Here is a 26666-nt window from a genome sequence, read left to right as displayed (position 1 = left end):
TCAGCACGGCATCTGCGATGCTGTTCTGACGGGCGGGAGGCCCTCAGCTTTTCATCACCCAGACATCCATCGGCGCCTCGACCCCTCGCACGGTTTGGTCACGACAGGCAACAAAACCGGCCATGACCTCCCGCACCTGCGGGTTTTCTTCCTCAACCCGCAAACGCACGGCATCGCTGACAACGATACGCGCCTTGAATTCACGCGTCAGTGCCTCAAGCTTAGCCGCCACATTGACCGCATCGCCAATCACCGCGAATTCCAACCGGTTGGCACCGATATCCCCAAGTACGACCGAGCCGTAATGCACCCCAACGCCGACATGGATTTCGGGCTCTCCCACCCTGCGACGTTCCAGATTCCAACGGTCGATCACACCCACCATCGCACGCGCGCAGTCCAGGGCATTGCTCGCGTCCAGGGGCGTTGGCACCGGAGTGCCGAAGGTCGCCATCAAACCGTCGCCCAGATACTTGTCCAAGGTCCCGTGGTGCCGGAATACCTCGGTTTCCATACGGGCATGAAACCCGCGCAGAACCTCGATCACTTCATAGGGATCCCGCCCGGCGGCGTATTTGGTGAACCCGACGATATCGATGAACAGAACGGCCACATCTTCTTTGCGGACCTGTTTCAGCGGCTCATCGTTCTGGCTCAGCTCATCCACCACATTGGGTGAGAAATACCGCGACAGGTTGGCCCGTTCCCGTTCCAATCCCGCGTTGTTCATCAACAATTGATTGAGACGCCGCATCGAAATGCCCAGCGTTACCGCGACCATTATGAATACGATCACTTGCTGGATACGTTGAGGGACCATGAAACTGTTTGGATCCAACAGCTCGGCAACATCCGGATAGCCCTGCAAGGCCTCTGCAACTTTTTCGCTGATCCCCGGAATCGGCGTTGCCACCCAAGAGGCGACGATCCAACCGATCGTCCACATCAATGCCGTCCACGAACCGATGGCAATGACCGTACGCCAGGAATAGGCCAAGGTTCCAGCCGCCAGGATGACGAAAAAGTACTGAAAGTTGTCAAACCGGTATTGCATGGCCAGAGGGCGGACATCGTCACTGAACGGGTTGGGCACGATCATTCCAAGGGTCATGATCAGCAGATCCACGAAGATCAAAAGAAGCTCGACCCGTGATTGCCCCACCCGACCGGAACGGCGGATCAGCCAACCGTTGGCGCAGATCAGCAGCAGAATGAAGTGATACCAAAGCACCTCCCGTTGCGGGTTCAGGAAAACCAGAAGAACCCCGGTCAGTGCCATCGCCACCCACCGCGCGCGGACGGCCAGTTCCAACCCTTCTCGCTTGTGCCGCTCCAACGCGGCCTCGGTGTATTTGTTGTCCATATCGAACGTGTCAGGTTCCGTGAAAAACAGACTGCGGCGGGGCTGCGCGGTTGTCTCGGTCATGGCCGTGATCTTTCTTGCAGTGTCAGGGTCAACAACATGCAATCACTGTTGATCCGAAAACAAAAGACCCCGCCGTAGGATCGGCGGGGCAAGGCGTAGTGCCTTGTGTCAGGCCACAGGCACCGGCGGTGTTCTTTGTATCAGTTCATCTCGGCCCGGATCTGTTGGCGCAGAACGTCGATCGGAACCGTTTTGCCGTCACGCTTGAAGCACCAATAGGTCCAGCCATTGCAGGACGGCGCATTTTCCAGATGGGCGCCCACCTGATGGATCGAGCCTTTGACGTTGTCACCGACCAATGTGCCATCGGCCCGGACTTTGGCCTTGTGACGCCGGTTCATGGAATAAAGTTCTTCGCCCGGGCGCAGCATCCCACGCTCGACCAGCTGGCCGAAGGGAACGCGGGGTTCGGCGCGCTTGCTGGCGCTGACTTCCAGAGCCTCACGGTCGAACTTGCGGACCTTGGCAATGCGCTTCTCGGCCACCTTGCGGTAGCTTTCCTCGCGTTCGATACCAATGAACTCGCGGCCCAACATCTTGGCGACGGCTCCGGTCGTTCCGGTGCCGAAGAACGGATCCAGCACCACGTCCCCGGGGTTGGTCGAGCCGATCAGAACACGGTGCAGCAGTGATTCCGGCTTTTGCGTCGGGTGTGCCTTGTCACCGTTTTCATCCTTCAGGCGTTCATGCCCGGTGCAGATCGGCAGCACCCAGTCGCTGCGCATCTGCACGCCTTCGTTCAGGGCCTTCAGCGCCTCATAGTTGAAGGTGTACTTGGCCCCTTCGCGCTTGGATGCCCAGATCATCGTCTCATGCGCGTTGGTAAAACGTTTGCCGCGGAAGTTGGGCATCGGGTTTGACTTGCGCCAGACCACATCGTTCAGAATCCAATAGCCCTCGTCCTGCAAGGCCGAACCCACACGGAAGATGTTGTGGTAAGAGCCGATCACCCAGATCGCACCATTTGGCTTGAGCAGACGGTGCGCCGCCTTCAACCACGCGCGGGTGAATTGGTCATAGGCCCCAAAGCTGGAAAACTGATCCCAGTGATCATCCACCGCATCCACCTGAGAATTGTCCGGGCGATGCAGCTGACCTTTCAACTGCAAATTATAGGGCGGATCCGCAAAAATCAGGTCAACGGATGCCTCGGGAAGACTGTTCATCACTTCGATGCAGTCCCCGGATAGAATCGTGTTTAAAGGGGGCGCTATTGCGCCCTTTTTGGTGGTTGTCGTCATATCACTGCCTCAAGTGTCCACGGCGCTTTTGCGCTCATTTGGTTGAGACAAGGATGAGTCAAAGACGAATCGGCGTCAATTTCTTTTTTGAATCAGCGACTTACGATTTACTCTTGATACAAGATATTGTGCACCGGCTTGAACGAACGTCTATGGTGTGGGGTCACGCCAAGATTTTGCAGTGCTTCCTTGTGTTGTTTTGACGGATAACCGGCGTTGGTTTCCCATCCATATCCCGGATGCTGTTGCGCCAAATCCACCATCACCTGATCGCGCCAGTTTTTCGCAAGGATCGACGCGGCTGCAATCGACACCGATCGGGCGTCCCCCTTCACGACGGCCTGCGACGGGATTTTCAGGCCGCGTGGAATCATGTTCCCGTCGATCAGCAGGAAATCGGGGGCCGGTGTCAGTGCCTCGACTGCGCGCAGCATCGCCAGATGCGATGCCCTGAGGATGTTGATCTCGTCAATCTCGGCGACCGAGGCTTCGGCCACGGCAAACTCGGCGCTGTGCCGGATCTCGGCATCCAGCGCGGCCCGACGTCTGGCCGTCAGCTTCTTGGAATCATTCAACCCTTTGGGGATGGCCTGTGGGTTCAGGATCACCGCTGCCGCGACGACCGGGCCGGCCAAAGGGCCGCGCCCGACCTCATCCACACCCGCGATACGGCAATGGCCCCGGTCCAGCAGCGCCTGTTCAAGTTCGAAATCTGGTTTTGTCATCCTTTTGGAAAACCGTGTTTCACACAGCGCCGCAAGAAAAAAAGAGAGGGCAGCCCACACCGCCCTCTCTCACGCGGCGCGTCTTTGGCGCCGCTCCTGCTCAACCGGTGTTACTGGTAAACGACACGGTATCCTTTCTGGCGCAGGCACGCGGGTTCGTATGCCCGCTTGACCTTTTGGCCATTCCAGAAACCGACTTTGCACTCTTGCGGCAGGCTATTGGCATGTTTGTAGTGCTTCTTGAGGCATTTCGGCCCAAGCAGCGGATGATCCTGTGAATACCCGTTGAATGTGCGCAGGCAGCGCTGGGGAAGATCGTAGCGCGCCACGCGCGGCGGCAGAGGGCGCACCGGCTGCGGCGTGTAAGGTGCCGGGGTATAGGTCTGATGGCGAGTCGCCCGATCCTTTTTCTTTTCCTTGTTGTAATAGTGAACCCCGGCCCCGATGAGCGCGATGGCCGCCAGCCCGCCAAGAATGTCCTTTGCGTCCGCGGCCCGTGCCTGAGTCGCAGAAACCCCGGTTATTGCAACCGCGGTCGCAACGATGAAAGCGATGAATTTCCTGTGCATGATGCGTGTCCTTCATAGTGTTTGGGCGACCGTGTGACGGAGCGCGTAATGATTGCCCTGACACTGGGTGCGACCGGTCCAGACAAGCAATAACGGCCCGGTGTTATCGGATATCAGAGCCCGCAAACCCCTTGAGTTATTGAATATCGCGGCAACTCATGCGCAGGATGCGGCCTATGAAACAGATCCTCTCTTCTCTGACCTTTGCGGTCCTGATATCGCTTGGCTCTGCTGCGTCTGCGGCGGATTGCTATGCGGACTACAAGGCCAAGAAAGACAACCCGCTGCGTCTACACTATGGGGTCATTCAGGTCTCGAACTGCGACAAGGGCCAGGCCCAGGCAGAAATCGCCCAGCGCCTGAGCGCGTCAGGCTGGACCTTGCTTGAAGTGCAGTCCGTTTTCGGGCCGGAAGGGTTGGATCAGAGGAAAGGCAATGCCGGAAAATTCTATCTCCGTTTCTGACGCACGCCGGTCGGGGGTCCGTCTGGTCGTGCTGGGCGTCGCAGCCATTGTCGCCATTCTGATCACCGCCGCCGTTTTCCTGTTCTGGACCCTGCCGGACGCCAACGCATTCAACGCGCGAGTCGAGCGATTGTTCATCGAGACCGATCTGACCTCGCAAACCGAAATCCGGTTGCTAGAAATTCTGGCCCAGTCCGGCACCGCCTTCGCCGACACCCTGTCCAGTTATCGGATGGTGATCTATGTGCTGCTGGTTTTTGCCTGCGCCATGATGGCCTCGGCGTTGGTCTTTCTGGTTATGCTGGTACTGCTGAACCGACGCATGGCGCAGATCGAACGCACCGGCATTCAGGTGACCTCGTTGCTGATCAGCCGCGAGGAAAACACCGTCTACCTCAACAACATGGATTTCAAACTCACGCCCGCCGCCATGGAAACCCTGTCTGTTTTGGCTGAATCCCGGCTGGATGATGAGGTTTTGTCCGGCGCCCAGATCGAGGCGATGATTTCCGGCCGCAATGAGGCCGATTGCGACGAAGCCGCAGGCGCGACGCGGATCAAACGGTTGCGGGATGCGCTTGGCAACCAGATGGTCAGTGAACTTCTGGTCAAGAACATCGCCAAAAAAGGGTATATGCTGTCCATCGAAAAAGACGTGATACAAATGGTCTGAGCCTTGCTGCATGACCGTATGCGTTGGCACTTTTCCCTTCTGCGCCTCTTGGAATGTGGGATGCAAAGCCCCATTCTAGAAAAAACCCAGGCAAGGGAGGTCGCATATGAACGTCCACGCCGCACCAAAAATCAATGGGTATGGAATCTCGGTTGAATCGCTGAATGGCAGAATTGCCATTTACCGCAACGATGTGCTTATGGCTGAAAGCACAGATGCCAAGGTCATGTATGAAACGCGCCTGCCGCCCACGATCTATGTTCCCCGCGCGGATGTCTGTGTTGATCTGAGCGAAGAAACAGACCTGCAAACATTCTGTCCGTTCAAAGGCACTGCCACATATCACGACATCAATCTGGGTTCCGAAAACCTGGCCAATTCTGTCTGGGCCTATGAGGAGGCTCTGCCCGAAAGCGCGGCCATTCAAGGCTGTATCGGCTTTGTGCCCGGTGCCTATACGAAAATCGATCTGGGCGACAACCGCCTTCGCGAACCAGAAGACGGCAACATCAGCGGCCCCCTGATCGATTGGTTGATGCGTGGTGCTTCGACCGCGGCAACGCCCGAAAGCTTTACCAAAGCGCTGGCCGAAAAGATGCTGGAGCACGGCATCGCAATACAAAGGCTGAGCATTCTGGCCTGGTCCCTTCACCCCCTGATCGCGGGAAAACACTATATCTGGGAAAAAGATGAAGAAGAGATTCTGACTAGGGCTCCGACATACGAAATCTATGATCACCCAGCTTTCATCAACAGCCCCTTGCGGCATGTCTCGAACGGCCTGGGTGGCGTGCGGCAAAGGTTGAATGATGAAAACCCGCAAAACAGCTTCCCGATCATGGAGGATCTGCGGGCCAAGGGCGCAACAGATTACGTGGCCATGCCCTTGCCGTTTTCCGACGGGCGCACCAATGTTCTGACGCTGACCTGCGATCACCCGGACGGGTTTACCACCGAAAATCTGGGCCTTGTCTTTGAATGTTCCTCGGTAATCGCCCGTTTCTACGAAGTGTTCATGCAGCGCGAAAACGCGCAGGTCCTGCTGGAAACCTATGTCGGCAAACGCACCGGCGCGCGCGTATTGGGCGGCGAAATCAGGAGGGGTGACGGGGATGAGATCGACGCCGCCATCATGTTCTGCGACCTCCGTAATTCAACGAGCCTGGAAGAGAAGCTGGGCCGGGGCGAGTATATCAATCTCCTTAACGAGTTCTTTGAAACGGTCTCGGGCATTGTTCATGACAACAACGGAGAAGTCCTGAAGTTCATTGGCGACGCTGTTCTGGCCGTTTTCCCGGCAACGGACGAGGATGCCAGTACGGCCCGCACCAATGCCCAGCGCTCGGCGATCAAAATCGTCGAAACTTTGGGAGAGCTGCGCAAAGAAGGTACGGACAGGCATTGCGACTGTTCGATCGGCGTCGCGTATGGGCGTGTCACCTACGGCAATGTGGGATCTCGCGAACGGCTTGATTTCACAGTTATCGGTCAGGCCGCAAACGTCGCCGCACGTTTGGGCGAGTTCGGCAAGTCGCAAGGGCACCGCATTGTCGTTTCAGAAGACATCGAACCGGCCTGTTCCAATGCTGTACCGCTGGGAGACGTCAATCTGCACAACGTGTCCCGACCCGTCAGATCATATGCTTTGCGAACCGCAGCCGATGAGATTCTGAACGGTTGAGGCCTTTCGTTGCAGTTCTGAAGAAAACCGCATTGCCTTGATCAGCGTGAGGCCCTTGCGATCATGCTTCACCGACCACTTCGATCCGGAGGCGTTCTGCTCAAACGGCCCCCAACAAGATCAATGCGGTCTGCGCCGGCGAGATCGTGTTCTGAAGTTGCGCAATCTGACTTCTGGCCAAATAGGTGTCGGTCAGTTTCTCGATGGACTTTGGGTTCGAAAACTGTGCCAGATCCTCCGAGCCGGTCAGTTTGAGCAACCTAGCCTTGAACTCGACGAGTTGTTTGTCAATGTCCAGCTGCGCAAAGGATGACGGCAGTCCAAGTGCCGTTTCCATCATGCTGCGCAAAGGGGGCAGCCCCATAAGATTAAACCACTTTGTGTCTGCGCTTGAGGTCCTGTTGGCAAGATCCGAAAGCTCTCGTTGTGCATAGAGCGAAATACGCATTGTTTCATCCGACTCGCCAACGGCAATTTCAAACCGGGCCGTCAAATTGGCCTGGGCGATTTGCTCCATGTCGGACGTCAGAGCGGTTTTTCGGACAGCACCGGGACCAAACCCAAAGGCGTCAGAAAATTCCCGGTATCGCTTGTCGGCCAATCGATTGGACAACGCGTCATCCGCCTGTGTCCCATCCTCGAGGATTTTGCGTATGAAAAACCGGTTGTCCAAATCTCCTTCCAACTCGAACGCACCCAAAGCGACCTGCAACAACCTGCGATCCGAAACCAGCTCTTCGGCGGATTGGATTTTCCCAATGTTGTCCAGAAAGTACTTTGTCTCTCTTTCATTCGCAGCGGACGACGAAAAACTCTGGAGCTGACTTTCATAGGTACGTTGCAGGAACCGCCAGCCCACGATTCCGCCGCTTGGGATGACGGGTTGGAATTTCATTGCTGGTAAGCCATCAGCCGCTCTTCGCGCGGCAGAAGCGAGCGAAGCGATTTGAGGCACTTGTAATAATGCTCTGCAACCAGGGCATCCGTGGCTTCGGCCAAGACCCGACGGCTATCTGCATCCGTAAAAACCTGGCTCAGCTCTTCCACGCGGCGCAACAATTGCTGACGTGCTTGGCCAGGTTCGATGTCCCCCGACAATACAAGCTGCGCAGCATAACAGACGCGGCGCACCGGCGTATTCACCTCATCCGGATGAATCGCATCCCGCAGTCGAAGTACATTTGCCTGTGGCGTCATGATCGAAAACCGGCCGCGGCGATCGCCGTTCTCAATCACGACCCCGTTGATCAGAACCCTTTCTTTCGGGGCAAGCTTCAGGACCAGACCACTCATCAAGTTGCCCTCATCTGGCGCAATCCGCGCAATACAGCCGTGTTGATTTCCACCAACGGTTCAACGGTTGCGCCGTCTCCCAGAACGCGGCTGCTGTGTTGTTCGGTGAATTCGGCAAGGTAGAAGATCCTGGCTCTCAGGTCGTTGGGCAGGGCATTCTCGGAATCGGCAACGCCGGTGGCGAGCACCCCCCATAGCCGCCGGTTTTCGTGCACGGCCTGTACAAAGCCCGAAAAATCCGTTGCCTTTTGTGCCGTTGCTGCCTTCAAGCGCCGTGTGATCCTTGAAATCGCTTCGTATTCCGTGTCTCGAGGCGTCCGAGTCGGCGCGGCGGTTTGCGCATAGGTTTGATGGGCTAGGGTTTGCGGTGTCACTTGAAATCCTTCCAAAGGGCCGTCATCAGGCAGTCATTGATGGGGCGCGAAGACCGCGCCCCAACCGATTTCGCGAATTAGCGGAACAGCGACAGAATCGACTGCGGTGCCTGATTGGCGATCGAAAGCGACTGTGTCGCCAACTGTTGCTGAACCTGAAGCGCCTGCAACCGTGCCGAAGTCTCTTCCATGTCCGCGTCGACCAGCGACCCGATGCCTGACTTGAACGAGTCGGACAGGTTCGAGATGAACTCTTTCTGAGTTTCGATCCGGCTTTGAGAGGAACCGAAAGCAGCCGACGCGTCGATCGAAGTATCGATCAGCGACTCAACGGCGGCCAGGGCAGCGGTCGCACCCGCACCGGTCGAAACATCAATGCCGGCCAGCGCGCCCAGACCACCTGCACCGGCGTTCACGAATTGAGCCGAAAACGAAATGTCCGAGCCCGTACCGTTGGTGACAGACAAGGTTCCGGCTGTACCCGAGTCATAATCGACGGTCAGACCGGTAATCCCAAGCTCTTCAATCTTCGATTTCAACCCAACGGCAACCAGATCACCGGTTGTTGTCGCGGCAGCGTCTTCGGCAGACACGGTATAGGATACGACCTGATCGTTGATCGCGACGACAACCTTGTCCCCGGCGGCAAAAACACCGCTGGATTCGTCGGTGACCAGCGCGGTTGCGGCGGTTGCGCCGTTATCGATGGTTGCGCCGACGCGATCGTTGCCTGTCGATGCGCCGGTCGAACCGTCAAAAACCTGCTTGGTGACATAACCACCGGTCGACAGGTTCTGCCCGGCAACGGTGATGGACGACGAGGTCACAGCACCTGTGTTGTCACGATCCAGCGATGCAAGGATCGAAGCGGAACCGGCAGAGCCGTCAACCAAGTTCAGACCATTGAACTGCGCCGCACTGACAACGGACGCGATCTGATCTTTCAGTGCAGTCACATCATCATTGATTTTGCCGCGGTCAACGTTGTCTTCCTGCGCCGCGACGATCTTGCCTTTCATCTGGGTCAGCAGATCAGTGACGGTCTCCGCAGCATTCCGCGCAACGGCAACGGTCGATTCCCCAAGCGCGAGACTGTCCTTGATGGCGTTGAAACCTTTGACGTCCGACTCCATCACTTTGGAAATCGCCCATACTGCCGAGTTGTCCTTGGCCGTCGCGACGTCCTTGCCGGTCGAGATTGCGTTCTGGGTCATCGCCAGGTTTTTGTTGACCGACTTGAGAGTTTGCAGCGCAACCATCGCGCCATTGTTTGTCAGAATGCTGGACATAGCTTTCATCCTTTTCCGTTCGGGCCATTTTGCCCATGTTCACCCCGCACTATTTGCGGGCATTGGTGTCTTTCTGACCTGTGCGACGCGCCGCGTGGCCGTTCGCGCCACCTGTTGATCTCAGGTGCAACACCACTTTTGAACTCGATCCCCTAACGGAGTGCTAAAGCGCCCGGCCCAGAAATTTCGGATTTGAATCAAACTTCTGCCTATGCCCGCTTTTCCAGCTTTGCCGTGCCGCGCACCGCGAATTCACTTCGCTGTCCGTCTGCACCATAGGTGCTGAACTCCTGCCGAACGCGCCGCAATTCAGCCATTCGGCTGGCGACCGCCCGGATGCCTTCAGCCGCGCTGTTCAGCAGCGCCTGATTGCGCTCGGCTTTCTGTTGAACGCGAATCAGTGCCTCACTTTCCAGCACCTGAAGATCATTGATTGCCCCGATCAGCTTTTCTTTTTCAGGCACCATGCTGGACAAACGGTCCAGATCCCCCTGCACAAGCGCGGCACGTTCCAAATCCAGGACTTCTTCCAAAGACTTGATCAACGCTTTGTCGGCCTTAGACGTCATCGGTTTTCTCCATCAGTGACTTGAACAGAATTTCGGAAAGGCCCACGCCGCCGGACCGGGCCAGTTGCTGCGCCTGATGTTGAACAAGCATCGAAGAAAACTGATCCTCACCGGCGCCACCGCCAAAGGACTGACCGGTCTTTCCCAACCCGGCGGATTTCAGCATTTCGGCCAGAAACGCGGCCTCAAGCTCTATGGCGGCGTTTTTCAGCCGGGTCTGGGGTGACTGTGATTGAGATACGTGAGGAAAGGTGGAAACCTTCATGGCATTCTCCGAATTTGCTTCGAACTTTCTCGATCAAAGGTGAAAGCGGTTAAAATAAACGTAACTTCCTACAGGCAGTGTTCCGACCAGTCACACGGAGCCGGAGCAAAATGCCCAACCCCATAACGCTGGCGAACGCAACGCCGACCACGCCTGAGAAAGCCGTCACATCGCGTAAGACTCCGGGCCAAAACACTGGCTCGGAGAGCTTTCAGGACGTCCTCGGGCAAGAGGTTGGTGCCACCGGCCACCCAGAAGGCGAAAACGCTGCCATCAATGCCAAGCTGAAAAGTGTCGAAGCAGAGCCCGAACCTGTGCCGGAGACATCGGCCGAGGCATCTGCAACGGCCCATCCCACCCCGATTTCAGAACACATAGGCGAACAGCAACCCCATTCTGCATTCCTGGAAACCCCGGACTTGGACAAGGTAAAGGTGGCGCCGGTTCAGATGGCGGAGGTAAATCAAGCACCCTCTGAAACACCGGATCAACCACCGGTATCGGTACCAAAAGGTTTGCCCACACAAAGCGACACGCCTTCCCCGGTTCCGGCGCTCTCGCAGAAGGTGCAGGGTCCGACGCCCCAGCCTGTGCAAGTGACAGCCATGACCGAAATCGTTCAGATGTTTGATCAGCTTGCAAAGCCCAAAGGCACGGTCGAACAAACGGGGGCCGTCCCCCTCCCGCTGGGCCCTGAAAAGAAGCTTTTGCCCGAAGTGAACATTCTGACGCCCAAACCGTCAGCGCCTGACCGGGCGCCCTCGGTGGCGCAGCTTCAGCTGATGGCAACTGCCGTTGAAGCCGAACCCGTGGCACCCGTAGTCGATGCTGAGGCCCTGCCTGCCGCCAGAGAGGAACCTTTGCCGCTGACCTCGCGTGAGTCCGTGCCTCAACTCGCGGCTCCGTCCACTGCCGCCCGAGCGGAAATCGCCCGGGCGATCGCTGGTCAGCTGTCGGCAGCTGTCCAGACTCGTATCGGATCAGGAGCAACGGAAATAGCGCTGAACCCGGAAGAGCTTGGACGTGTATCCATTGTTCTGAACGGCCGGGAGGACGGCCTGCAAATCACCATTGCGACCGAGCGCCCGGAAACCCTCGATTTAATGCGGCGTCATTTGTCCGTTCTGACAGAAGAGTTTCAGAAGCTGGGTTATGGGGATCTGAGCTTTGATCTGGGAACCTCTTGGGGTTCTGGCGCACATCAAAAGGACGCAAACGACGCTGACACACAATCCCCTTCACATTCAGAAGCTGCGCCGCACGAACGGATCGATCACACAACTTCCCATCCACAGTATTCGGCCTCGGGCCGGGGCATCGACATGAGGTTTTGACCAATGATTACGCCTGTCAACACCACGCAGCACGTTACGGATCAACAAAAGGCCGGGGCATCTCAGAAATCCGCGATTACGTCGGACTTTGAGACATTCTTGCTGATGCTAACGGCGCAGGCAAAGAATCAGGATCCGTTGGAGCCGATGGATTCGACCGAATATGCGTCTCAGTTGGCGCAGTTCTCGATGGTCGAGCAACAAGTCCAGACCAATGACCTCTTGTCCAACCTGGCCAACGCATTGGGCGGCACGAAACTGAACGAGCTTGCAAGCTGGGTGGGCATGGACGTCCGTTCGACGTCAGCTTTTCACTTTGACGGCCAGCCCGTGACATTGTTTGCCCAGGCCGACCCTGATGCGGACGCGACGGAATTGGTGATCCGCGACAGTGATGGCACGGTAATCGATAACGTCATCGTACCCACGACAACCGAGGAGTTTGTTTGGGCCGGAGTGGGTTCCTCAGGCAATCCATTGGCATCAGGCAACTACAGCGCAACCCTGGAAAGCTACAAAGGCGACAAGTTGCTCTCTGAAAAACCTGTCGCCGCCTACAATCGCGTTGTCGAAGCACAGGTTTGCGACGATGCTGTTTTGCTGACCTTGCAGGGCGGTCAAGTGATTCCCGCAACTCAGGTCACCGCAGTCCGAACTGGTGCTTGATCTGTCGGGCGGGACGGGCCAAACCTTGGCAAATCGACTCGCCATAAGAAGTGATGGAACCTCTGCCCGACCTGCCTGCCCCCCCTCGTGATCTGGTTGACCATCTTCACGCGCAAGGATTGGTCAACGCGCATCCTCGGTTCGAGACCTTGTACGGCGGGCGCACCAACAAGGTGTGGAAGGTCAAGGGCCGCGACAGTGACAAAGTCCTGAAACTCTACAGCACGATATTGCGCAATCCTTTGTTTCGCAATGATGCTGAGTTGGAGGCCCAATGCCTGAAGGCGCTTGGCACCACGGGCTTCGTGCCAAGGCTGCGGGCCACAGGGCAATACAAAGAAGCCCGTTGGGTGTTTTACGACCACGCCCCCGGAGCCCCCTGGCGGCAGGATTCAGCACAGGTTGGCGCCTTGCTGCGCAAGCTTCATACCCTGCCCATTGTCGTCCAGGCGCCAGCCGGATGCAATGGCAGCGCAGACTTGCGCGCTCATGGAAAAAGAATTCTGCAAGGCTGTACGTCAAACGGGCGCGACAAACTCGCTGATTTGCAACCATCAAATTCGGTCGCACCCACGCAACAGCCGTGCCTGATCCATGGCGACCCCGTGGCAGGCAATATCCTGGTGGCGACCGGTGGTCTGACCTTGATCGACTGGCAATGCCCGGCCCAGGGCGATCCCTGCGAAGACCTTGCGCTGTTTTTGTCGCCTGCAATGCAGCAGCTTTACCGAGGCTCACCGCTGTCGAAGAAAGAGGAAGACCAGTTTCTTTCGGCCTACGGCAGGCCCGAAATCGTCGCGCGCTATGAACAACTCAGGCCATGGTATGCGTGGCGCATGGCGACGTATTGCCTCTGGCGCGCTGAAAATGGTGCGCCCGATTACGCGACAGGGTTGAACTTGGAAACCGCAATTCTGTAACGCCCCGCCTCATCGCAGGTCGGCCAGCGCCAGCATGGCGTAGGCTGGCGGCATGAGCACACGGCGCCAGCGACCCAAAGGAAACCGACCCGGTGTTTGCATCATCACGACCGGCAGCCTGGCGTCCTGCCCCAGAACCAACCGCGCCAATGCTCGACCGCAATACGTGCCCATGGCGACGCCATTGCCGTGATATGCAAAACCGGCAAACATCCCCGGTTGATCCGGAACGGGGCCGACAAAAGGTGTCAGGGCCCGCGACAGGCACACCAAACCGGACCAGATATGAGTGACCTCGACCGTCGACCAAGCAGGAAACATATGTTTGAAATCCTGCTGAACCTTTCGCCGAATGGCTGCTTCAGCCTCGGCCGATGACCGCAGGCCGCCCCTCATACCAAACAGAAAGCGCCCGTCCGGCATCAGGCGGAAATAGTGCAACAGATTGCGCGTATCATAGCACATCTGATCCGATGTCCATCCCTGTGCCATCTGCTCGGTTCGACCAAGGGGTCGCGTTACCATGACGGTCGACTGAGCAGGCATGTATCGTCCGGACATCCAGGCCGGGATATCCTCGCTGGAATAGCCGTTGGTACACACCAACACAGCCTGCGCTTTGACTGTCCCGCTCTGCGTTTGCAACACAAAGCCGGACGCCGTTTTTTCAACGCTCAGAACCGGGGAATTCCGGAACAGATGCGCGCCCATTGCTTCGGCGGCTCGGGCAATCCCGAACAGGTATTTGCGGGGATTCAACCCGAAACCAACCGGCGAAGTGTATCCACCATGAAACGCGCCACCCATGCCCTTCGCGGGCAGGTCTCTGGCTTCGTGCAGGGTTCCCGCCTCGTCGGCATTGCGGCGCAGCATGTCCATCGCCCGCCTGGAATGCGCCAGCTGGGTTTCCCCGCTGGAGTGGGTATCCGCATCGATCTGATGCTGTTCCAACAGATCGGCGACCAGTCGGACCGCGTCCTGTTCCGCTGCCGCATAGTCCAAAGCGGCATCGCGGCCAAATCGGCGCTGCATGGATGCGTGGCCAAGTTTTGACCCGCCTAGACAGCAAAACCCGCCATTCCGGCCCGAGGCACCCCACCCCGGTGCGCCGGCTTCGAACACCGCAACCGAAGCATTTTCAGCCAAATGCAGAGCAGCCGAAACGCCTGTAAATCCGCCGCCAATGATGGCCACATCCACATGCATGTCACCCTGGAACTCTGGCCAATCCGGGCTGGCAACAGTTTCGTCCCACCAACAGCCGTCGCGAGGTTCGCTGCCATAGGCGTAGTCTGGAAAAATCCGCTTCATTCGGTGCGCGCTGCGGCCATTTCATCCTGCTGCTGACGTACCATCGCGCGTTTGGTCACAAGCGAGGCCGTGATTACCCCGACCGTCACCACAGCGATCATGATCGTCGACAACGCGTTGATTTCCGGGCTGACGCCAAGGCGCACGGCCGAGAATATCTTGATCGGCAATGTCGTTGCCGACGGCCCCGAAGTGAAGGATGCAATCACCAGATCATCAAGTGACAAGGTGAAGGCCAGCAACCAGCCCGAGATTACCGCAGGTGCGATGATCGGCAGGGTGACAAGACGGAAGGCTTGCGCGGGCGAACACCCAAGGTCCAGCGCAGCCTCTTCCAGCGACCGGTCAAAGGTGATGAGGCGCGAGGATACGACAACGGAAACGAAACACATCGAAAAGGTCGTATGCGCCAGAACGATGGTCAGAATACCCCGATCCAGGCCGATGCCGATAAATAGCAAAAGCAGCGACAGGCCGGTGATCACTTCGGGCATGACCAACGGTGCATAGATCATGCCGGAAAACAGTGTCCGGCCAAAGAAACGCCCGCTGCGGACCAGTACATAAGCGGCGGCCGTTCCTAGAATTGTCGCCAGCGTCGACGAAAAGACCGCGACCCGGATCGTGACCCAGGCAGCATCAAGGAACGCTTCGTTCCGCAGCAGCTCTCCGTACCATTTCGTCGAAAACCCGGCCCAGACCGTGACCAGCTTGCTTTCGTTGAAGCTGAAGACGATCAGGATGATCATCGGGATGTACAGAAACGCAAAACCCAGCGTCAGCGAAACCGTGTTGAACCAGCTCAATCTGTTCATCCCTCGGCCTCCGCCTGTTTCTGCTGGTTGCGCTGGAACAGCACGATGGGAATGACGAGGATCAGCAGCAGCACGATGGCCACCGCACTTGCCACCGGCCAGTCACGGTTCGAAAAGAACTCTTCCCACAGAACCTTGCCGATCATCAGCGTACCGGAACCACCCAGAAGGGATGGGATCACGAATTCACCGATCACGGGGATCATCACCAGGAAACACCCTGCAATGATGCCGGGTTTGGACAGCGGGATGGTCACCAGCCAGAAGGCCTGCAAACGGGAACACCCCAGATCCTCGGCCGCTTCGATCAATGATCCGTCCAACCGTTCCAACGCAGAATAGATCGGCAGGATCATGAAAGGCAGATAGGTGTAGACGATGCCGATATAGACGGCAGTTGACGTGTTCAGGATCGTCAGCGGCGTCGAGATGATCCCGGTCCACAGCAAGATCTGGTTGAGGTACCCTTCGTTCGACAGAATGCCCATCCAAGCGTAAACCCGGATCAGGAACGAAGTCCAGAAGGGCAGGATGACCAGCATCATCAGTGTCGGTCGCCATTCCTGAGGCGCGCGGGCCATGCCGTAGGCAATGGGATAGCCCACCAGCAGTGTCAGGAAGGTCGAAATCAAAGCGATCTTGACGCTGGACAGGTAGGCTTTCCAATACAGGTCGTCCTCGGTCAGCCAGACATAATTCTCCAGATCAAGCTGGCTGAAGAACTCTTTGATTCCCGCCCAACCGGCAGACAGGTCCAAAGTCGGAGTATAAGGCGGGATGGCAAGCGCGGTATCCGACAGCGAAATCTTCAGAACGATGAAGAACGGCACCAGAAACAGGGCCAACAGCCAGACGTAAGGAATGGCGATCAGAACGGCGCGGCGCATCAGTTGGCCAGCAGAACCGCAGCCGTGGCTGTCCAGGACAGCCAGACCGGGTCTTCCCAGGTGAAAGAACGGCGCGAGATGCGGCGGGTATTGGCCGTCTGCGCCTTGATGATTGTGCCGTTTGCCAATTCAACGTGATAGGTGGACAGATTGCCCAGATAGGCAATGTCGTGAACCTTGCCCTGCACGGCGTTGACCGCATCGACGGGCCGTTCGGCAGAGATCGTCACTTTCTCGGGGCGGATCGCCAGATGGCAGGGCTGACCGTCTGAGAAACCGACAGGCGAAGATGCCGTGAACGGGGCCTGACCTTCGGCCCAATCGATCTGATAGGCGTCCTCTCCGGATGGTGTCGCGCGGCCTTCGATGATGTTCACATCTCCGATGAAGTCAGCGACATAAACAGATTCAGGGTTTTCATAGATCCGATCCGGGGTGGCCACTTGCTTTAACTGGCCCTGATCCATCACCGCGACGCGGGTGGCGACTGTCATCGCCTCTTCCTGATCATGGGTGACGATGACAAAGGTGGTGCCGGTCTTTTCCTGGATATCCATCAATTCGAACTGGGTATCCTGACGCAGCTTCTTGTCCAACGCCCCCAGCGGTTCATCCAGCAGCAGAAGCTTGGGCGCTTTGGCCAACGAACGCGCCAGTGCGACGCGCTGCCTCTGACCGCCCGAGATCTGATGCGGTTTGCGACGGGCGAACTGTTCCAGCCGGGTCAGGCGCAGCATCTCTTCGACCCGGTCTTCCAGATCGTGCTTGGGCATGTTGTCTCGGCGCAGACCGAAAGCGATGTTTTCCCAGACACTCAGATGCGGGAACAGGGCATAGGACTGGAACATCATGTTCACGGCCCGCTTGTTCGGCGGGATGGGGTCGATATCCTGCCCGCCCAGCAAGATGTGGCCTTCGGTCGGGGTCTCGAACCCGGCCAGCATCCGCATCATCGTTGTTTTGCCGCACCCTGAAGGGCCGAGTAGGGCAAAAAACTCACGTTCGAAAATATCCAGAGACAGGTTGTCGATCGCCGTGAACTCGCCAAAGCGCTTGGTCACGTTCTGGAACTGGATCAAGGGTTTCGCCTGTGGGTCATTCCACGGCGCAAAAACGTCAGAACTCAAAGCAGCCCCCGCATAGTCAGTTTGGACAATAGTGCGGCGGGGCGATCGCCAGACCGCCCCGCGCTTTTGACCGGATCAGGTGCCTGACTTGATCTTGGTCCAAAGACGGGTCACGACCCGCTGTGTCTTCGCGGGGTACGGAGTCGTGATGTACAGGTTCTGCATCGTGGCTTCATCCGGATAAATTGCCGGATCGCCGATCACGTCTTCCTCAAGAAATTCCTGAGACGCCTTGTTGCCGTTGGCGTAGTACACGTAGTTGGACGCAGCAGCCATGTTGTTGGCATCCAGAATGAAATTCAGGAATTTGTGCGCACCTTCCGGATTCGGCGCGTCGGCGGGAATTGCCATCTGGTCGAACCACATCAACGACCCTTCTGCGAACGGGTGGTATTCGATGTTCACACCGTTGTCGGCTTCGGCCGCGCGGTCCCGCGCCTGCAAAATATCACCGGACCAACCCACGGCTACGCAAATATCGCCATTGGCCAGCGCGTTGATGTATTCCGAACTGTGAAACTTCTGGATGTAGGGGCGAACGCTTGTCAGAACGTCTTCGACATTCTTGATCACTTCCGGGTCATGGCTGTCGGGGTCTTCACCGATGTACTGCAAGGTCATCGGTATCATTTCGGCTGGCGCATCAAGGAAGTGAACGCCACACGAGGCCAGCTTTTCCATATTCTCCGGCTTCAGAACCAAATCCATGCTGTTCAGGGCCACATCGTCACCCAAGACTTCCCTGACCTTGTCGACGTTCACGCCGATGCCCGTCGTTCCCCACATGTAGTTGATCGAGTAGGCATTGTTCGGATCATACCCTGCGGTACGTTCCTGAATCACGTCCCACAGATTTACCGCATTCGGCAACTTGGCCATGTCCAGTTCCTGAAATGCGCCCGCCTGAATCTGGCGTTGCAGGAATGTGCCCGATGGCACCACCACATCGTATCCCGAACCACCGGCCAGCATCTTGGTTTCCAGAACCTCATTGCTGTCGAACACATCGTAAATCAGGGTCAGACCGGTTTCTTCCTCGAATTTGCTCAGCAAATCTTCGTCGATATAGTCAGACCAGTTGTAAACACGCACCTCTTCGGCGAATGCCGCCGAAGTCCCCAATGCGATGACCGCTGTCATGGTCAGCGTTTTGATTGTCATATTCTTCTCCCTGCAAGTGTACGGCTATTTTCCCGTTTTTTTGGATTTGATCAAGTTTTGCGTTTTTCCTCGATCCAGCGTATGGTTTCACGAGGTCTGTCACCTGACAAGTCAGGGTTAGTCGAAATGGGAAGAACCAATTGGATTTGATCAAAAATAAGGCATCTGCGTCGACAATCGACAAAGGGAAACAGCCCGCGCATGAGCAGGTTTATCAAACGCTCAGATCACAGATCCTATTCGGCGAATTGGTTCCGGGCCAGCCTGTCACGATCCAGGGCCTGACTGATTCGCTGGGTGTTGGCATGACACCGGTGCGCGAAGCCATCCGCCGGTTGATCTCGGACGGGGCATTGGTGTTCCAGGGCAATCGGCGTGTAAGCGTGCCGCTGCTGTCCCCGGGCGATATTCAGGAAATGATCTTTGCCAGAACCTCAATAGAATCAGAGCTTTCAAGGCGCGCGACGTCGAATTTGCAAGCCGAGGACATCGATCATCTCGAGCTGCTGGATACCCATTTGGACCGTATGATTGCCGACGGGGATGTGGGCGGATATCTGCGCCTGAACCAGGCGTTCCACGAAACGCTGTACTCTCATGCAAACGCACCGATTCTCAGTGATCTCGCCGAAAGGCTTTGGTTGCGGTTCGGCCCTTCGCTGCGTGTCGTGTGTGGTCGATTCGGGACTCAAAGCCTGCCGGATCGGCACAAGGATATCATTTCAGCCTTGCGCGAAGGCGACGCCGAAAAAGCGGCAAAGGCAACGGCTCAGGACATTGAGCAAGGCATGGAATTGATGTCGGACGCCCTGACTTCCGCTTAACTCAGCCTGATTCGATTGACAGCGATGAATTTGATCATATTGTGATCCGCAACCGCGTTCTTGTAGGAGATTCTCCGATGTCCACCATAACCAACCATATGCCGACCGCCGAGTTGCAGGCGCTGGATGCGGCGCATCACATCCATCCTTTCTCGGCCAATGGTGCGCTGGGGCAGGAAGGGGCCCGCGTGATTACACGCGCCAGCGGGGTTTACCTGACCGACAGCGAAGGTGAGGAAATTCTGGACGCAATGGCAGGTCTTTGGTGCGTCAACATCGGTTATGGCCGCGATGAGCTGGCCGATGTCGCGGCGCGTCAGATGCGCGAACTGCCCTACTACAACACCTTCTTCAAGACGACCCATGTGCCGGCAATCGCACTGGCGGCCAAAATCGCCGAACTGGCACCAGGTGATCTGAACCATGTCTTTTTCGCAGCTGGCGGGTCCGAGGCAAACGACACCAATATCCGCCTCGTGCGCACATACTGGGCCGAGAAGGGGCAGCCGGACAAAAACATCATCATCAGCAGGAAAAACGCGTATCACGGGTCTTCCGTCGGGTCGGCTTCGCTGGGCGGCATGGCAGGCATGCACGCGCAGGGCGGCATTCCGATCCCGAACATTCACCATATCAACCAACCCAACTGGTGGGCCGAAGGCGGCGACATGTCGCCCGAGGAATTCGGCCTGGCCCGCGCGCGCGAGCTGGAAGAGGCCATACAGGAGCTGGGCGAGGACCGTGTCGCGGCCTTCATCGCCGAGCCGGTTCAGGGTGCAGGCGGCGTGATCGTGGCGCCCGATACCTACTGGCCGGAAATTCAGCGCATCTGCGACAAATACGATATCCTGTTGATTGCAGACGAGGTGATCTGTGGGTTCGGTCGAACCGGCAACTGGTTCGGATCGCAAACCGTGGGCATCAAACCGCATATCATGACCATCGCCAAAGGGCTCAGCTCGGGCTATGCGCCGATCGGCGGGTCCATCGTGAATGACGAGATCGCCGAAGTGATCGGCGGGACGGAATTCAACCACGGGTACACCTATTCCGGCCACCCCGTCGCCGCTGCCGTGGCGCTTGAGAACCTGCGCATTTTGGAAGAAGAGAAGATCGTCGAGCATGTGCGCGATGTTGCCGCCCCCTATCTGAAACAGAAATGGGAGGCGCTGGCCGATCACCCGCTGGTGGGCGAGGCGAAGATCGTCGGAATGATGGCCTCCATCGCTCTGACACCCGACAAAGCCAGCCGCGCCAAGTTCGCGTCCGAGCCCGGCACGGTCGGCTATATCTGCCGTGACCGTTGCTTTGCCAACAATCTGATCATGCGCCACGTGGGCGACCGGATGATCATCTCGCCGCCGCTGATCCTGACCCCGGCGGATATCGACGAGATGTTCGTGCGGATTTACAAATCGCTGGACGAAGCACAGGCGGAAATCATCGCTCAGGGGCTGATGAAAGCCGCTTCCTGAGATCAGAAAAAGGGTCTATTAAGGGGCGGCCCGCCTGGGTCGCCTCTTATTGTTCACCGCAGCCGCTCCAAAAGTGTCGCAGTTGGATAGCCATCCGGTACCAAGCCCTGCGCCAGTTGGTAGGCGCGAACCGCATTGATGGTGTTCGGCCCGGTGCGCCCATCGATACCCTTTGTATCGAACCCCGCATCAGTCAGGCGGGTTTGCAGCTCTTTCTTCTCGGTGAAGCTCAGCGCCCGCTCACCTCGGGGCCAGTTGGACTGAAACGGTGCGCCACCCGCAAGCCGGTCGGACAGGTGCCCGATACCGATCACGTAAGCGTCGGCCCCGTTATAGGCCTCGATCACGCTGAAATTGTCGAAAATCATCAGCGCCACACCCTGCCCCCCGGCGGGCAAAAGGATTGCGGCTTGCCCGTGATCCGGGACCGGTTTGCCGTCACGCCCCACCACGCCGCGCGCCGCCCATTCTGACGGCAGCAGGGTGTAGTCCCGTTTGGCGGTGGCATAGTCGAACCCTTCGGGCAGGCGCACCTCGACGCCCCAGGGTTGCCCCTTTTTCCAACCGTGCCGCGCCAGATAGGACGCGGCCGAGGCCAGCGCATCCGTCGGATCATCCGACCAGATGTCACGCCGACCATCGCCATCGAAATCAACCGCGTGATCCAGATATGAAGTTGGCATGAACTGCGTGTGCCCCATCGCGCCTGCCCAGCTGCCCAGCATGTTTTTGGCGCTGACATCGCCTGCCTGCACGATCCTCAGCGCGGCGATCAACTGCGTTTCAAAGAACTGCGCCCGCCGTGCATCAAAGGCCAGCGTCGCCAGGGAACTCAGCGTCCGGTTGCTGCCACGATAAGAGCCGAATGATGTTTCCAGCCCCCAGATTGCCGTGACCACTTCCTTTTCAACGCCATATTCCGCCTCGATTTGCTGCAACACCTGCCGATGTCGTTGCATCGCGGCACGACCATTGGAAACGCGCGTGTCCGAGACGGCGGAATCCAGATACTCCCAGATCGGTTTCGAAAATTCAGCCTGATTGCGGTCTTTTTTCAGGATGTCCTCGTCAAAGATCATGTCCGGGAACACCCTGTTCAATGTTCTTTCCGATATGCCCTGCTGCTTCGCGCGCTCCTGAAACGCGCCGAGCCAGGCCTGAAACCGTGCGCTCACGGCCGCGGACACCCGCAAAGCCTCAACCGCCGGGCGCGGGACTGGACGGATCGAAACCGCCACATCCGCCGAGGCCAGCTGTATCGTTTTGCCGGACACTGCACTGTCTGGCCAAGTCGTATTTTCTGATATGTCCGCCTGCACCATGGATGCCCACAATGCGACGGTCATGACGCCGCCTACGCATTTTTGCATTCCGATTTTTCCTGATTACTGCTCGACCTCAGGGTAGCGCAAAATCGGCGAATCACAAAGTCTCAGGCATCGTCATCGCGTTCTTGCGCGTCGCGCGCTGCGCGGATTTGCGCCAAAACTTCGCGCAGCATGGGCACCCGGTTCGGTCTAAAGCTTTGATCTGTCACGGACATGTCCTGCATACGATCCAACCGGAAAACGCGAAAATCCTGTCTCAGGTGGCACCAGCCAAGCAACACGTTTGATCGATCCATATAGACGATGCTCAGCGGGTTGACCCGTCTTTGTGTGGCATCGCCTTTTGCGTCCGTATACGAGAACTCGACCGCGCGTTCGTCCCACGTCGCCTGCCGCAAAATGGCCACGTCGATTGTCGGCGCGGGCGGGCGATTGAACCGCGTTGCCGCCAGAACCGCGTGGCTCAGCCGATGGGACTGTCGCTGTGGCAATCGCCCCTGCAATTTCCGCAGGGCGGCGCTGGCTGCATCTGACAAGGCCGGATCACCAATCACCTGAACTTCGCGCAGGCCAAGAACCAGGGCCTCAAGTTCGTCATCGGTGAAACCCAATGGTGGCAAAGTTGCATCTTCGATCAGGGTGAACCCAAACCCTGCCTCACCGTCGATAACGGCCCCCAGACCACGCAGCGCGTCAATATCCCTGTGTATCGTTCTGGCAGAAACACCCAGATCCTGCGCCAGTTGTTCAGACGTTCTGGGCGATGGGCCAGAACGCAGGGCTTGCATCAGTTGGAACAATCGGGCGGTGCGGGACATGATGAACCCTAGCCTATCCCTAATGACAAAAACTGTCATCAGCTCGGTTTACTCATCCGGCACGCCAAAAACACGGAGCCACGCGATGCTGACCCTTCTCACCTATCCTTCTGCCTTCGGACTGTTCAGCGCCAGTCCGTTCTGCGTCAAGACAGCCTTGATGCTTCAGCACTCCGGTCAGATCTGGCAGCGTTCGGACATGCTTGACCCGCGCAGGATGCCGCATCAAAAACTGCCCGTCCTGCGCACGCCAGAGCGGTTGATACCGGACAGCGATCTGATCCGCGATTGGCTGGAACAGAAGGGGGCCGCGTTCGATCAGGGGCTTTCGGATGTGGAAAAAGCGCAATCCCGCGCGCTGGTACGCATGGCCGAAGAGCATCTGTATTTCCACATCGTTCTGGACCGCTGGGGCAATGACGAGGTCTGGCCGATCCTTCGCGAAACCTTTTTCACCGGCATTCCGGCCCTGATCCGAAAGCCGGCGTCCAATGCGATCCGAAAATCCGTTCTGAAAGGGATCACCTCGCAAGGGATCGGCCGGTTCTCGTTGTCCGAGCGCCTGGACCGGGTCGAACGCGATCTCGAGGCGATCTCGGCCCATCTGTGGCAATCCCGCTTCCTGCTGGCGGATCAACCGACATCAGCAGATATGAGCGTCGGCCCGATGCTCGCCGCCATGCGCGCAACGCCTGCCGATACCCCACTGACCCGCAGGATCAAACAGGATAATCTGTTGAACAGTTACGTGGACCGGATGGAACAGGCGATACCGATTGCATGAAACCTTTTGATGACCCCTCGGTCGCCTCGGCCTTTGAAGCCATGCCCCCGCACGCACGCGCAGGGGCGCTGGCGCTTCGCGACCTGATACTGAACACAGCAGAGTCTCTGCCCGCCGCCAATCCATTGCGAGAAGAGCTGCGCTGGGGCCAGCCCGCCTATCTTGCCCCCAAAGGATCAACGATCCGGCTGGGGGCTCACAAATCCGCGGAATTCGCACTGTTCGTACACTGCCAAAGCCGATTGATCGGTGATTTCACCACGGCCTTTCCGGGCGAGGACCGGATTGACGGGAACCGGGCCATTCTGTTCGATGACCCGAGCCAGATCGATGAAACCCGCCATGGCTGGCTGATTGCCCGGGCGCTGACCTATCACCTTTGACGGCGCTTGCGTTCAACCTTGCGCTTGATCTTGTCCTTCTTGCGCTTGGTGCTGGCTGCCTTGCGTCGCGTCGACCGTTTGGCGGGCCCGCGCCCGCGCGGCAGCGCCTGATCGTCGATGGACAGCAGCTCCAGCTCCAACCCGCCGGTCACAGGTGTCGCCTCGGTCAGTCTCACCGTGACCCGCTGGCCGATGGCGATGATCAGCCCGGAATCCGAGCCCATCAGCGTTCCGGCCTCTCGATCAAAATGGAAGAATTCGCGCCCCAAAGACCGCACCGGCACCAGGCCATCCGCGCCCGTTTCTTCCATTTTCACGAAGGCCCCGAACCGGGCAATGCCACTGATCCGACCGGTGAATTCGTTGCCCACACGTTCGCTGAGATAAGCCGCCAGATAGCGGTCGGTCGTATCGCGCTCGGCCATCATCGAGCGGCGTTCGGTATCTGAAATATGCGTGGCCGTTTCTTCGAGCCGGGCAATTTCGTCCTCGGTCAGCCCGTCCTTGCCCCAGCCATGGGCCGAGATCAGCGCCCGGTGCACGATCAGGTCGGCATAGCGCCGGATGGGCGAGGTGAAATGCGCGTAGTTGCGCAGCGCCAGCCCGAAATGGCCGAAGTTTTCCGGGCTGTAATAGGCCTGCGCCATCGACCGCAAGGTGCTGAGATTGATCAGCTCGGCATCCTCGGTGCCGGCGGCGGCATTCAGCAGCGCGTTCAGGTGACGGGTCTGGAGCACCTGCCCCTTGGCCAGATTCAGCCCGGCGGCCTGCGCCGTCTCGCGCAGGCTTTCCAGTTTTTCGGGCGCGGGTTCTTCGTGCACCCGGAACAGCAGCGGGCTGCGCTTGGCGATCAGCGTCTCGGCGGCGGCCACGTTGGCCAGGATCATGAATTCCTCGATCAACCGGTGCGCGTCCAGCCGCTCGCGGAAGGCCACGCTTTCGACCTCGCCCTTGTCGTTCAGAACGATCTTGCGCTCCGGCAGGTCCAACTCCAGCGGCTGGCGATCAGCACGGGCCTTTTTCAGCGCGCCATAGGCGGCATAAAGCGGCTTCAGAACGCTCTCCAGCAGCGGGCCGGTCCGGTCATTGGGGGTGCCGTCAATGGCCTCTTGCACCTCGGCATAGTTCAGGGACGCGGCCGAGCGCATCAGCCCGCGCACGAACCGGTGGTCGATCTTGTTGCCGTTTGCGTCGATCTGCATCCGCACCGCGATACAGGCGCGCGGCACTCCTTCATGCAGCGAACACAGATCACCCGACAGACGGTCGGGCAGCATCGGCACGACGCGGTCGGGGAAATAGCTGGAATTGCCGCGCTTGCGCGCCTCGCGGTCCAGCGCGGTGCCGGGCCGCACATAGGCGGCGACATCAGCAATGGCGACCCAGATGACGTGCCCTCCGGGGTTCTTGGGATCATCGTCTGCATGGGCATAACAGGCGTCGTCATGATCGCGCGCGTCCGAGGGATCTATCGTCAGCAAAGGCATATCCCGCAGATCCTCGCGGCCTTTCAGGCCGACAGGTTTGGCCTTGTCGGCCTCGGCAATCACCTTGTCGGGGAAATCATCCGGGATGCCGTGCTGATGGATCGCAATCAACGAAACGGCCTTGGGCGCAGTCGGGTCGCCCAGCCGTTCTACGATACGCGCGCGTGGCAGACCCATGCGGTTTTTCGGCCCGGCTTGTTCAGCCTCGACCAGTTCGCCATCCCGGGCGCCCAGCGCAGCGCCTTCGGCCACCAGCCATTCGGTCGATCCGGCCTTGTCGATCGGCACGATCCGCCCGCCTTCAGCACCTTTGCGGAAGATACCCACGATTTTACGAGGGTTCGTCCCGATACGGCGGATCAGGCGGGCTTCGTAATTGTGATCTTCTTCATGCACCACGGTCAGACGAGCCAGAATGCGATCACCTTCGCCCAGCGCCGGGTCGCTGGCGCGAGCAATGATCAGAACGATGGGCTCGACCCCCTCGCCATGCCATTCCAGCGGCCGCGCGAACAGGTCGCCATCGGCATTCGGCGCCTTTACCTGCAACACGCTGACCGGCGGCAGGCGATCCGGGTCGCGGTAACTGCGCTTGCGCTTCTCAAGATGGCCTTCGGCCTCAAGCTCTTTGAGGATACGTTTCAGATCAATCCGATCCGCGCCCTTGATGCCAAAGGCTTTGGCGATATCGCGTTTCGAGGTCAGGGTGGGGTTCGCCGAGATCCAGTCCAGGACCTCCTGCTTGGTAGGGATGCGAGTCATACGTCCGGCCTAGCA

Annotated in this window: 29 protein-coding genes; 11 read left to right on the top strand and 18 right to left on the bottom strand. The window is 58.2% G+C overall.

The annotated features are described in order from the left end of the window. Positions 1 to 43: 43 nt before the first annotated feature. The 4 genes from GOW04_RS19750 to GOW04_RS19735 all read right to left on the bottom strand — a co-directional run bounded on the left by GOW04_RS19750 (position 44) and on the right by GOW04_RS19735 (position 3961). Positions 44 to 1426, bottom strand: coding sequence for an adenylate/guanylate cyclase domain-containing protein (locus tag GOW04_RS19750; protein WP_171233740.1), 1383 nt, complete (start codon positions 1424 to 1426; stop codon positions 44 to 46). 140 nt (positions 1427 to 1566) lie between these two features. Beyond that, the gene (locus tag GOW04_RS19745; RefSeq protein ID WP_171233739.1) at positions 1567 to 2667 is read right to left on the bottom strand and encodes a site-specific DNA-methyltransferase; all 1101 of its coding nucleotides are present in this window, start codon (positions 2665 to 2667) and stop codon (positions 1567 to 1569) included. Positions 2668 to 2774: 107 nt separating this feature from the next. Next, positions 2775 to 3392, bottom strand: a complete 618-nt coding sequence (locus tag GOW04_RS19740) for a ribonuclease HII (protein ID WP_171233738.1) — start codon at positions 3390 to 3392, stop codon at positions 2775 to 2777. Between the two features lie 110 nt (positions 3393 to 3502). Continuing rightward, entirely contained in the window at positions 3503 to 3961 is a 459-nt protein-coding gene (locus GOW04_RS19735; protein ID WP_171233737.1) for a hypothetical protein, read from the bottom strand. Positions 3962 to 4137: 176 nt separating this feature from the next. Between GOW04_RS19735 and GOW04_RS19730 the strand changes: the two genes are divergently transcribed. The 3 genes from GOW04_RS19730 to GOW04_RS19720 all read left to right on the top strand — a co-directional run bounded on the left by GOW04_RS19730 (position 4138) and on the right by GOW04_RS19720 (position 6779). Then, positions 4138 to 4425, top strand: a complete 288-nt coding sequence (locus GOW04_RS19730) for a hypothetical protein (RefSeq protein ID WP_171119933.1) — start codon at positions 4138 to 4140, stop codon at positions 4423 to 4425. Continuing rightward, positions 4397 to 5098, top strand: a complete 702-nt coding sequence (locus GOW04_RS19725; RefSeq protein ID WP_152459288.1) for a helix-turn-helix domain-containing protein — start codon at positions 4397 to 4399, stop codon at positions 5096 to 5098. The genes GOW04_RS19730 and GOW04_RS19725 overlap by 29 nt, the downstream gene beginning before the upstream one ends. A 106-nt stretch (positions 5099 to 5204) precedes the next feature. After that, the gene (locus GOW04_RS19720) at positions 5205 to 6779 is read left to right on the top strand and encodes a DUF427 domain-containing protein (protein ID WP_171233736.1); all 1575 of its coding nucleotides are present in this window, start codon (positions 5205 to 5207) and stop codon (positions 6777 to 6779) included. A 100-nt stretch (positions 6780 to 6879) separates the two neighbouring features. Here GOW04_RS19720 and GOW04_RS19715 read toward each other — a convergent pair whose 3' ends face one another. From GOW04_RS19715 to GOW04_RS19700, 4 genes are all read right to left on the bottom strand, one after another. After that, a complete protein-coding gene (locus tag GOW04_RS19715) occupies positions 6880 to 7674 on the bottom strand; it encodes a DUF1217 domain-containing protein (RefSeq protein ID WP_171233735.1) in 795 nt (264 codons plus the stop codon). Beyond that, positions 7671 to 8072, bottom strand: a complete 402-nt coding sequence (flbT, locus tag GOW04_RS19710) for a flagellar biosynthesis repressor FlbT (RefSeq protein WP_152459291.1) — start codon at positions 8070 to 8072, stop codon at positions 7671 to 7673. The genes GOW04_RS19715 and flbT overlap by 4 nt, the downstream gene beginning before the upstream one ends. After that, the gene (gene flaF / locus GOW04_RS19705) at positions 8072 to 8446 is read right to left on the bottom strand and encodes a flagellar biosynthesis regulator FlaF (protein ID WP_170345565.1); all 375 of its coding nucleotides are present in this window, start codon (positions 8444 to 8446) and stop codon (positions 8072 to 8074) included. Before flaF ends, flbT begins: the two co-directional genes overlap by 1 nt. A gap of 77 nt (positions 8447 to 8523) precedes the next feature. Continuing rightward, positions 8524 to 9735: a flagellin gene (locus tag GOW04_RS19700; RefSeq protein WP_171119936.1), complete on the bottom strand. Its 1212-nt coding sequence runs from the start codon at positions 9733 to 9735 to the stop codon at positions 8524 to 8526. On the opposite strand from GOW04_RS19700, the gene GOW04_RS22180 reads away from it, so the two are divergent. After that, positions 9725 to 9853 (top strand): hypothetical protein, encoded by a 129-nt coding sequence (locus GOW04_RS22180; RefSeq protein ID WP_256367488.1) that lies wholly within the window; start codon positions 9725 to 9727, stop codon positions 9851 to 9853. The genes GOW04_RS19700 and GOW04_RS22180 overlap by 11 nt on opposite strands. A 91-nt stretch (positions 9854 to 9944) precedes the next feature. Here GOW04_RS22180 and GOW04_RS19695 read toward each other — a convergent pair whose 3' ends face one another. Further along, complete coding sequence (locus GOW04_RS19695) at positions 9945 to 10304, bottom strand: flagellar biosynthesis protein FlgN (RefSeq protein ID WP_171233734.1); 360 nt, start codon at positions 10302 to 10304, stop codon at positions 9945 to 9947. After that, complete coding sequence (locus tag GOW04_RS19690) at positions 10294 to 10569, bottom strand: rod-binding protein (RefSeq protein WP_171233733.1); 276 nt, start codon at positions 10567 to 10569, stop codon at positions 10294 to 10296. Before GOW04_RS19690 ends, GOW04_RS19695 begins: the two co-directional genes overlap by 11 nt. Positions 10570 to 10679: 110 nt before the next feature. Here GOW04_RS19690 and GOW04_RS19685 point away from each other — a divergent pair, with 110 nt between their 5' ends. The 3 genes from GOW04_RS19685 to GOW04_RS19675 are packed head-to-tail and all read left to right on the top strand — an operon-like array spanning position 10680 to position 13489. Next, positions 10680 to 11903: a flagellar hook-length control protein FliK gene (locus tag GOW04_RS19685; protein ID WP_171233732.1), complete on the top strand. Its 1224-nt coding sequence runs from the start codon at positions 10680 to 10682 to the stop codon at positions 11901 to 11903. Positions 11904 to 11906: 3 nt separating this feature from the next. After that, positions 11907 to 12569 (top strand): flagellar hook capping FlgD N-terminal domain-containing protein, encoded by a 663-nt coding sequence (locus tag GOW04_RS19680; protein WP_171233731.1) that lies wholly within the window; start codon positions 11907 to 11909, stop codon positions 12567 to 12569. Between the two features lie 53 nt (positions 12570 to 12622). Beyond that, positions 12623 to 13489 carry a phosphotransferase gene (locus tag GOW04_RS19675; RefSeq protein WP_171233730.1) on the top strand — a complete coding sequence of 289 codons (867 nt, stop codon included), beginning with the start codon at positions 12623 to 12625 and terminating at the stop codon, positions 13487 to 13489. 9 nt (positions 13490 to 13498) lie between these two features. Here the strand turns inward: GOW04_RS19675 and GOW04_RS19670 are convergent, their stop codons facing one another. The 5 genes from GOW04_RS19670 to GOW04_RS19650 all read right to left on the bottom strand — a co-directional run bounded on the left by GOW04_RS19670 (position 13499) and on the right by GOW04_RS19650 (position 18790). Continuing rightward, positions 13499 to 14800: an FAD-binding oxidoreductase gene (locus GOW04_RS19670; protein ID WP_171233729.1), complete on the bottom strand. Its 1302-nt coding sequence runs from the start codon at positions 14798 to 14800 to the stop codon at positions 13499 to 13501. Further along, a complete protein-coding gene (locus GOW04_RS19665; protein ID WP_152459300.1) occupies positions 14797 to 15615 on the bottom strand; it encodes an ABC transporter permease in 819 nt (272 codons plus the stop codon). Before GOW04_RS19665 ends, GOW04_RS19670 begins: the two co-directional genes overlap by 4 nt. Beyond that, entirely contained in the window at positions 15612 to 16502 is an 891-nt protein-coding gene (locus tag GOW04_RS19660) for an ABC transporter permease subunit (protein WP_152459301.1), read from the bottom strand. Before GOW04_RS19660 ends, GOW04_RS19665 begins: the two co-directional genes overlap by 4 nt. Beyond that, positions 16502 to 17629: an ABC transporter ATP-binding protein gene (locus GOW04_RS19655; RefSeq protein ID WP_171233728.1), complete on the bottom strand. Its 1128-nt coding sequence runs from the start codon at positions 17627 to 17629 to the stop codon at positions 16502 to 16504. Before GOW04_RS19655 ends, GOW04_RS19660 begins: the two co-directional genes overlap by 1 nt. 75 nt (positions 17630 to 17704) lie before the next feature. Next, positions 17705 to 18790, bottom strand: a complete 1086-nt coding sequence (locus tag GOW04_RS19650; protein WP_171233727.1) for a polyamine ABC transporter substrate-binding protein — start codon at positions 18788 to 18790, stop codon at positions 17705 to 17707. Positions 18791 to 18930: 140 nt separating this feature from the next. Here GOW04_RS19650 and GOW04_RS19645 point away from each other — a divergent pair, with 140 nt between their 5' ends. Together GOW04_RS19645 and GOW04_RS19640 are read left to right on the top strand one after the other, a co-directional pair. After that, entirely contained in the window at positions 18931 to 19614 is a 684-nt protein-coding gene (locus GOW04_RS19645; RefSeq protein ID WP_152459304.1) for a GntR family transcriptional regulator, read from the top strand. 77 nt (positions 19615 to 19691) lie between these two features. Beyond that, complete coding sequence (locus tag GOW04_RS19640; RefSeq protein ID WP_152459305.1) at positions 19692 to 21089, top strand: aspartate aminotransferase family protein; 1398 nt, start codon at positions 19692 to 19694, stop codon at positions 21087 to 21089. 53 nt (positions 21090 to 21142) lie between these two features. Here the strand turns inward: GOW04_RS19640 and GOW04_RS19635 are convergent, their stop codons facing one another. Together GOW04_RS19635 and GOW04_RS19630 are read right to left on the bottom strand one after the other, a co-directional pair. Beyond that, complete coding sequence (locus GOW04_RS19635; protein ID WP_171233726.1) at positions 21143 to 22459, bottom strand: lytic murein transglycosylase; 1317 nt, start codon at positions 22457 to 22459, stop codon at positions 21143 to 21145. 62 nt (positions 22460 to 22521) lie between these two features. Beyond that, positions 22522 to 23235 (bottom strand): YafY family protein, encoded by a 714-nt coding sequence (locus GOW04_RS19630; RefSeq protein WP_171233725.1) that lies wholly within the window; start codon positions 23233 to 23235, stop codon positions 22522 to 22524. 85 nt (positions 23236 to 23320) lie between these two features. On the opposite strand from GOW04_RS19630, the gene GOW04_RS19625 reads away from it, so the two are divergent. After that, entirely contained in the window at positions 23321 to 24019 is a 699-nt protein-coding gene (locus tag GOW04_RS19625; protein WP_171233724.1) for a glutathione S-transferase family protein, read from the top strand. Further along, positions 24016 to 24402 (top strand): DUF1801 domain-containing protein, encoded by a 387-nt coding sequence (locus GOW04_RS19620; RefSeq protein WP_171233723.1) that lies wholly within the window; start codon positions 24016 to 24018, stop codon positions 24400 to 24402. The genes GOW04_RS19625 and GOW04_RS19620 overlap by 4 nt, the downstream gene beginning before the upstream one ends. Here the strand turns inward: GOW04_RS19620 and rnr are convergent. After that, a complete protein-coding gene (gene rnr / locus GOW04_RS19615; protein WP_171233722.1) occupies positions 24393 to 26651 on the bottom strand; it encodes a ribonuclease R in 2259 nt (752 codons plus the stop codon). The genes GOW04_RS19620 and rnr overlap by 10 nt on opposite strands. Positions 26652 to 26666: the final 15 nt, after the last annotated feature.

Source organism: Ruegeria sp. HKCCA4812, from assembly GCF_013034245.1.
Lineage (GTDB): Bacteria > Pseudomonadota > Alphaproteobacteria > Rhodobacterales > Rhodobacteraceae > Ruegeria.
The sequence above is the reverse complement of the archived record's forward strand: the minus strand, read 5'-3'. Positions and strand labels throughout refer to the sequence as shown.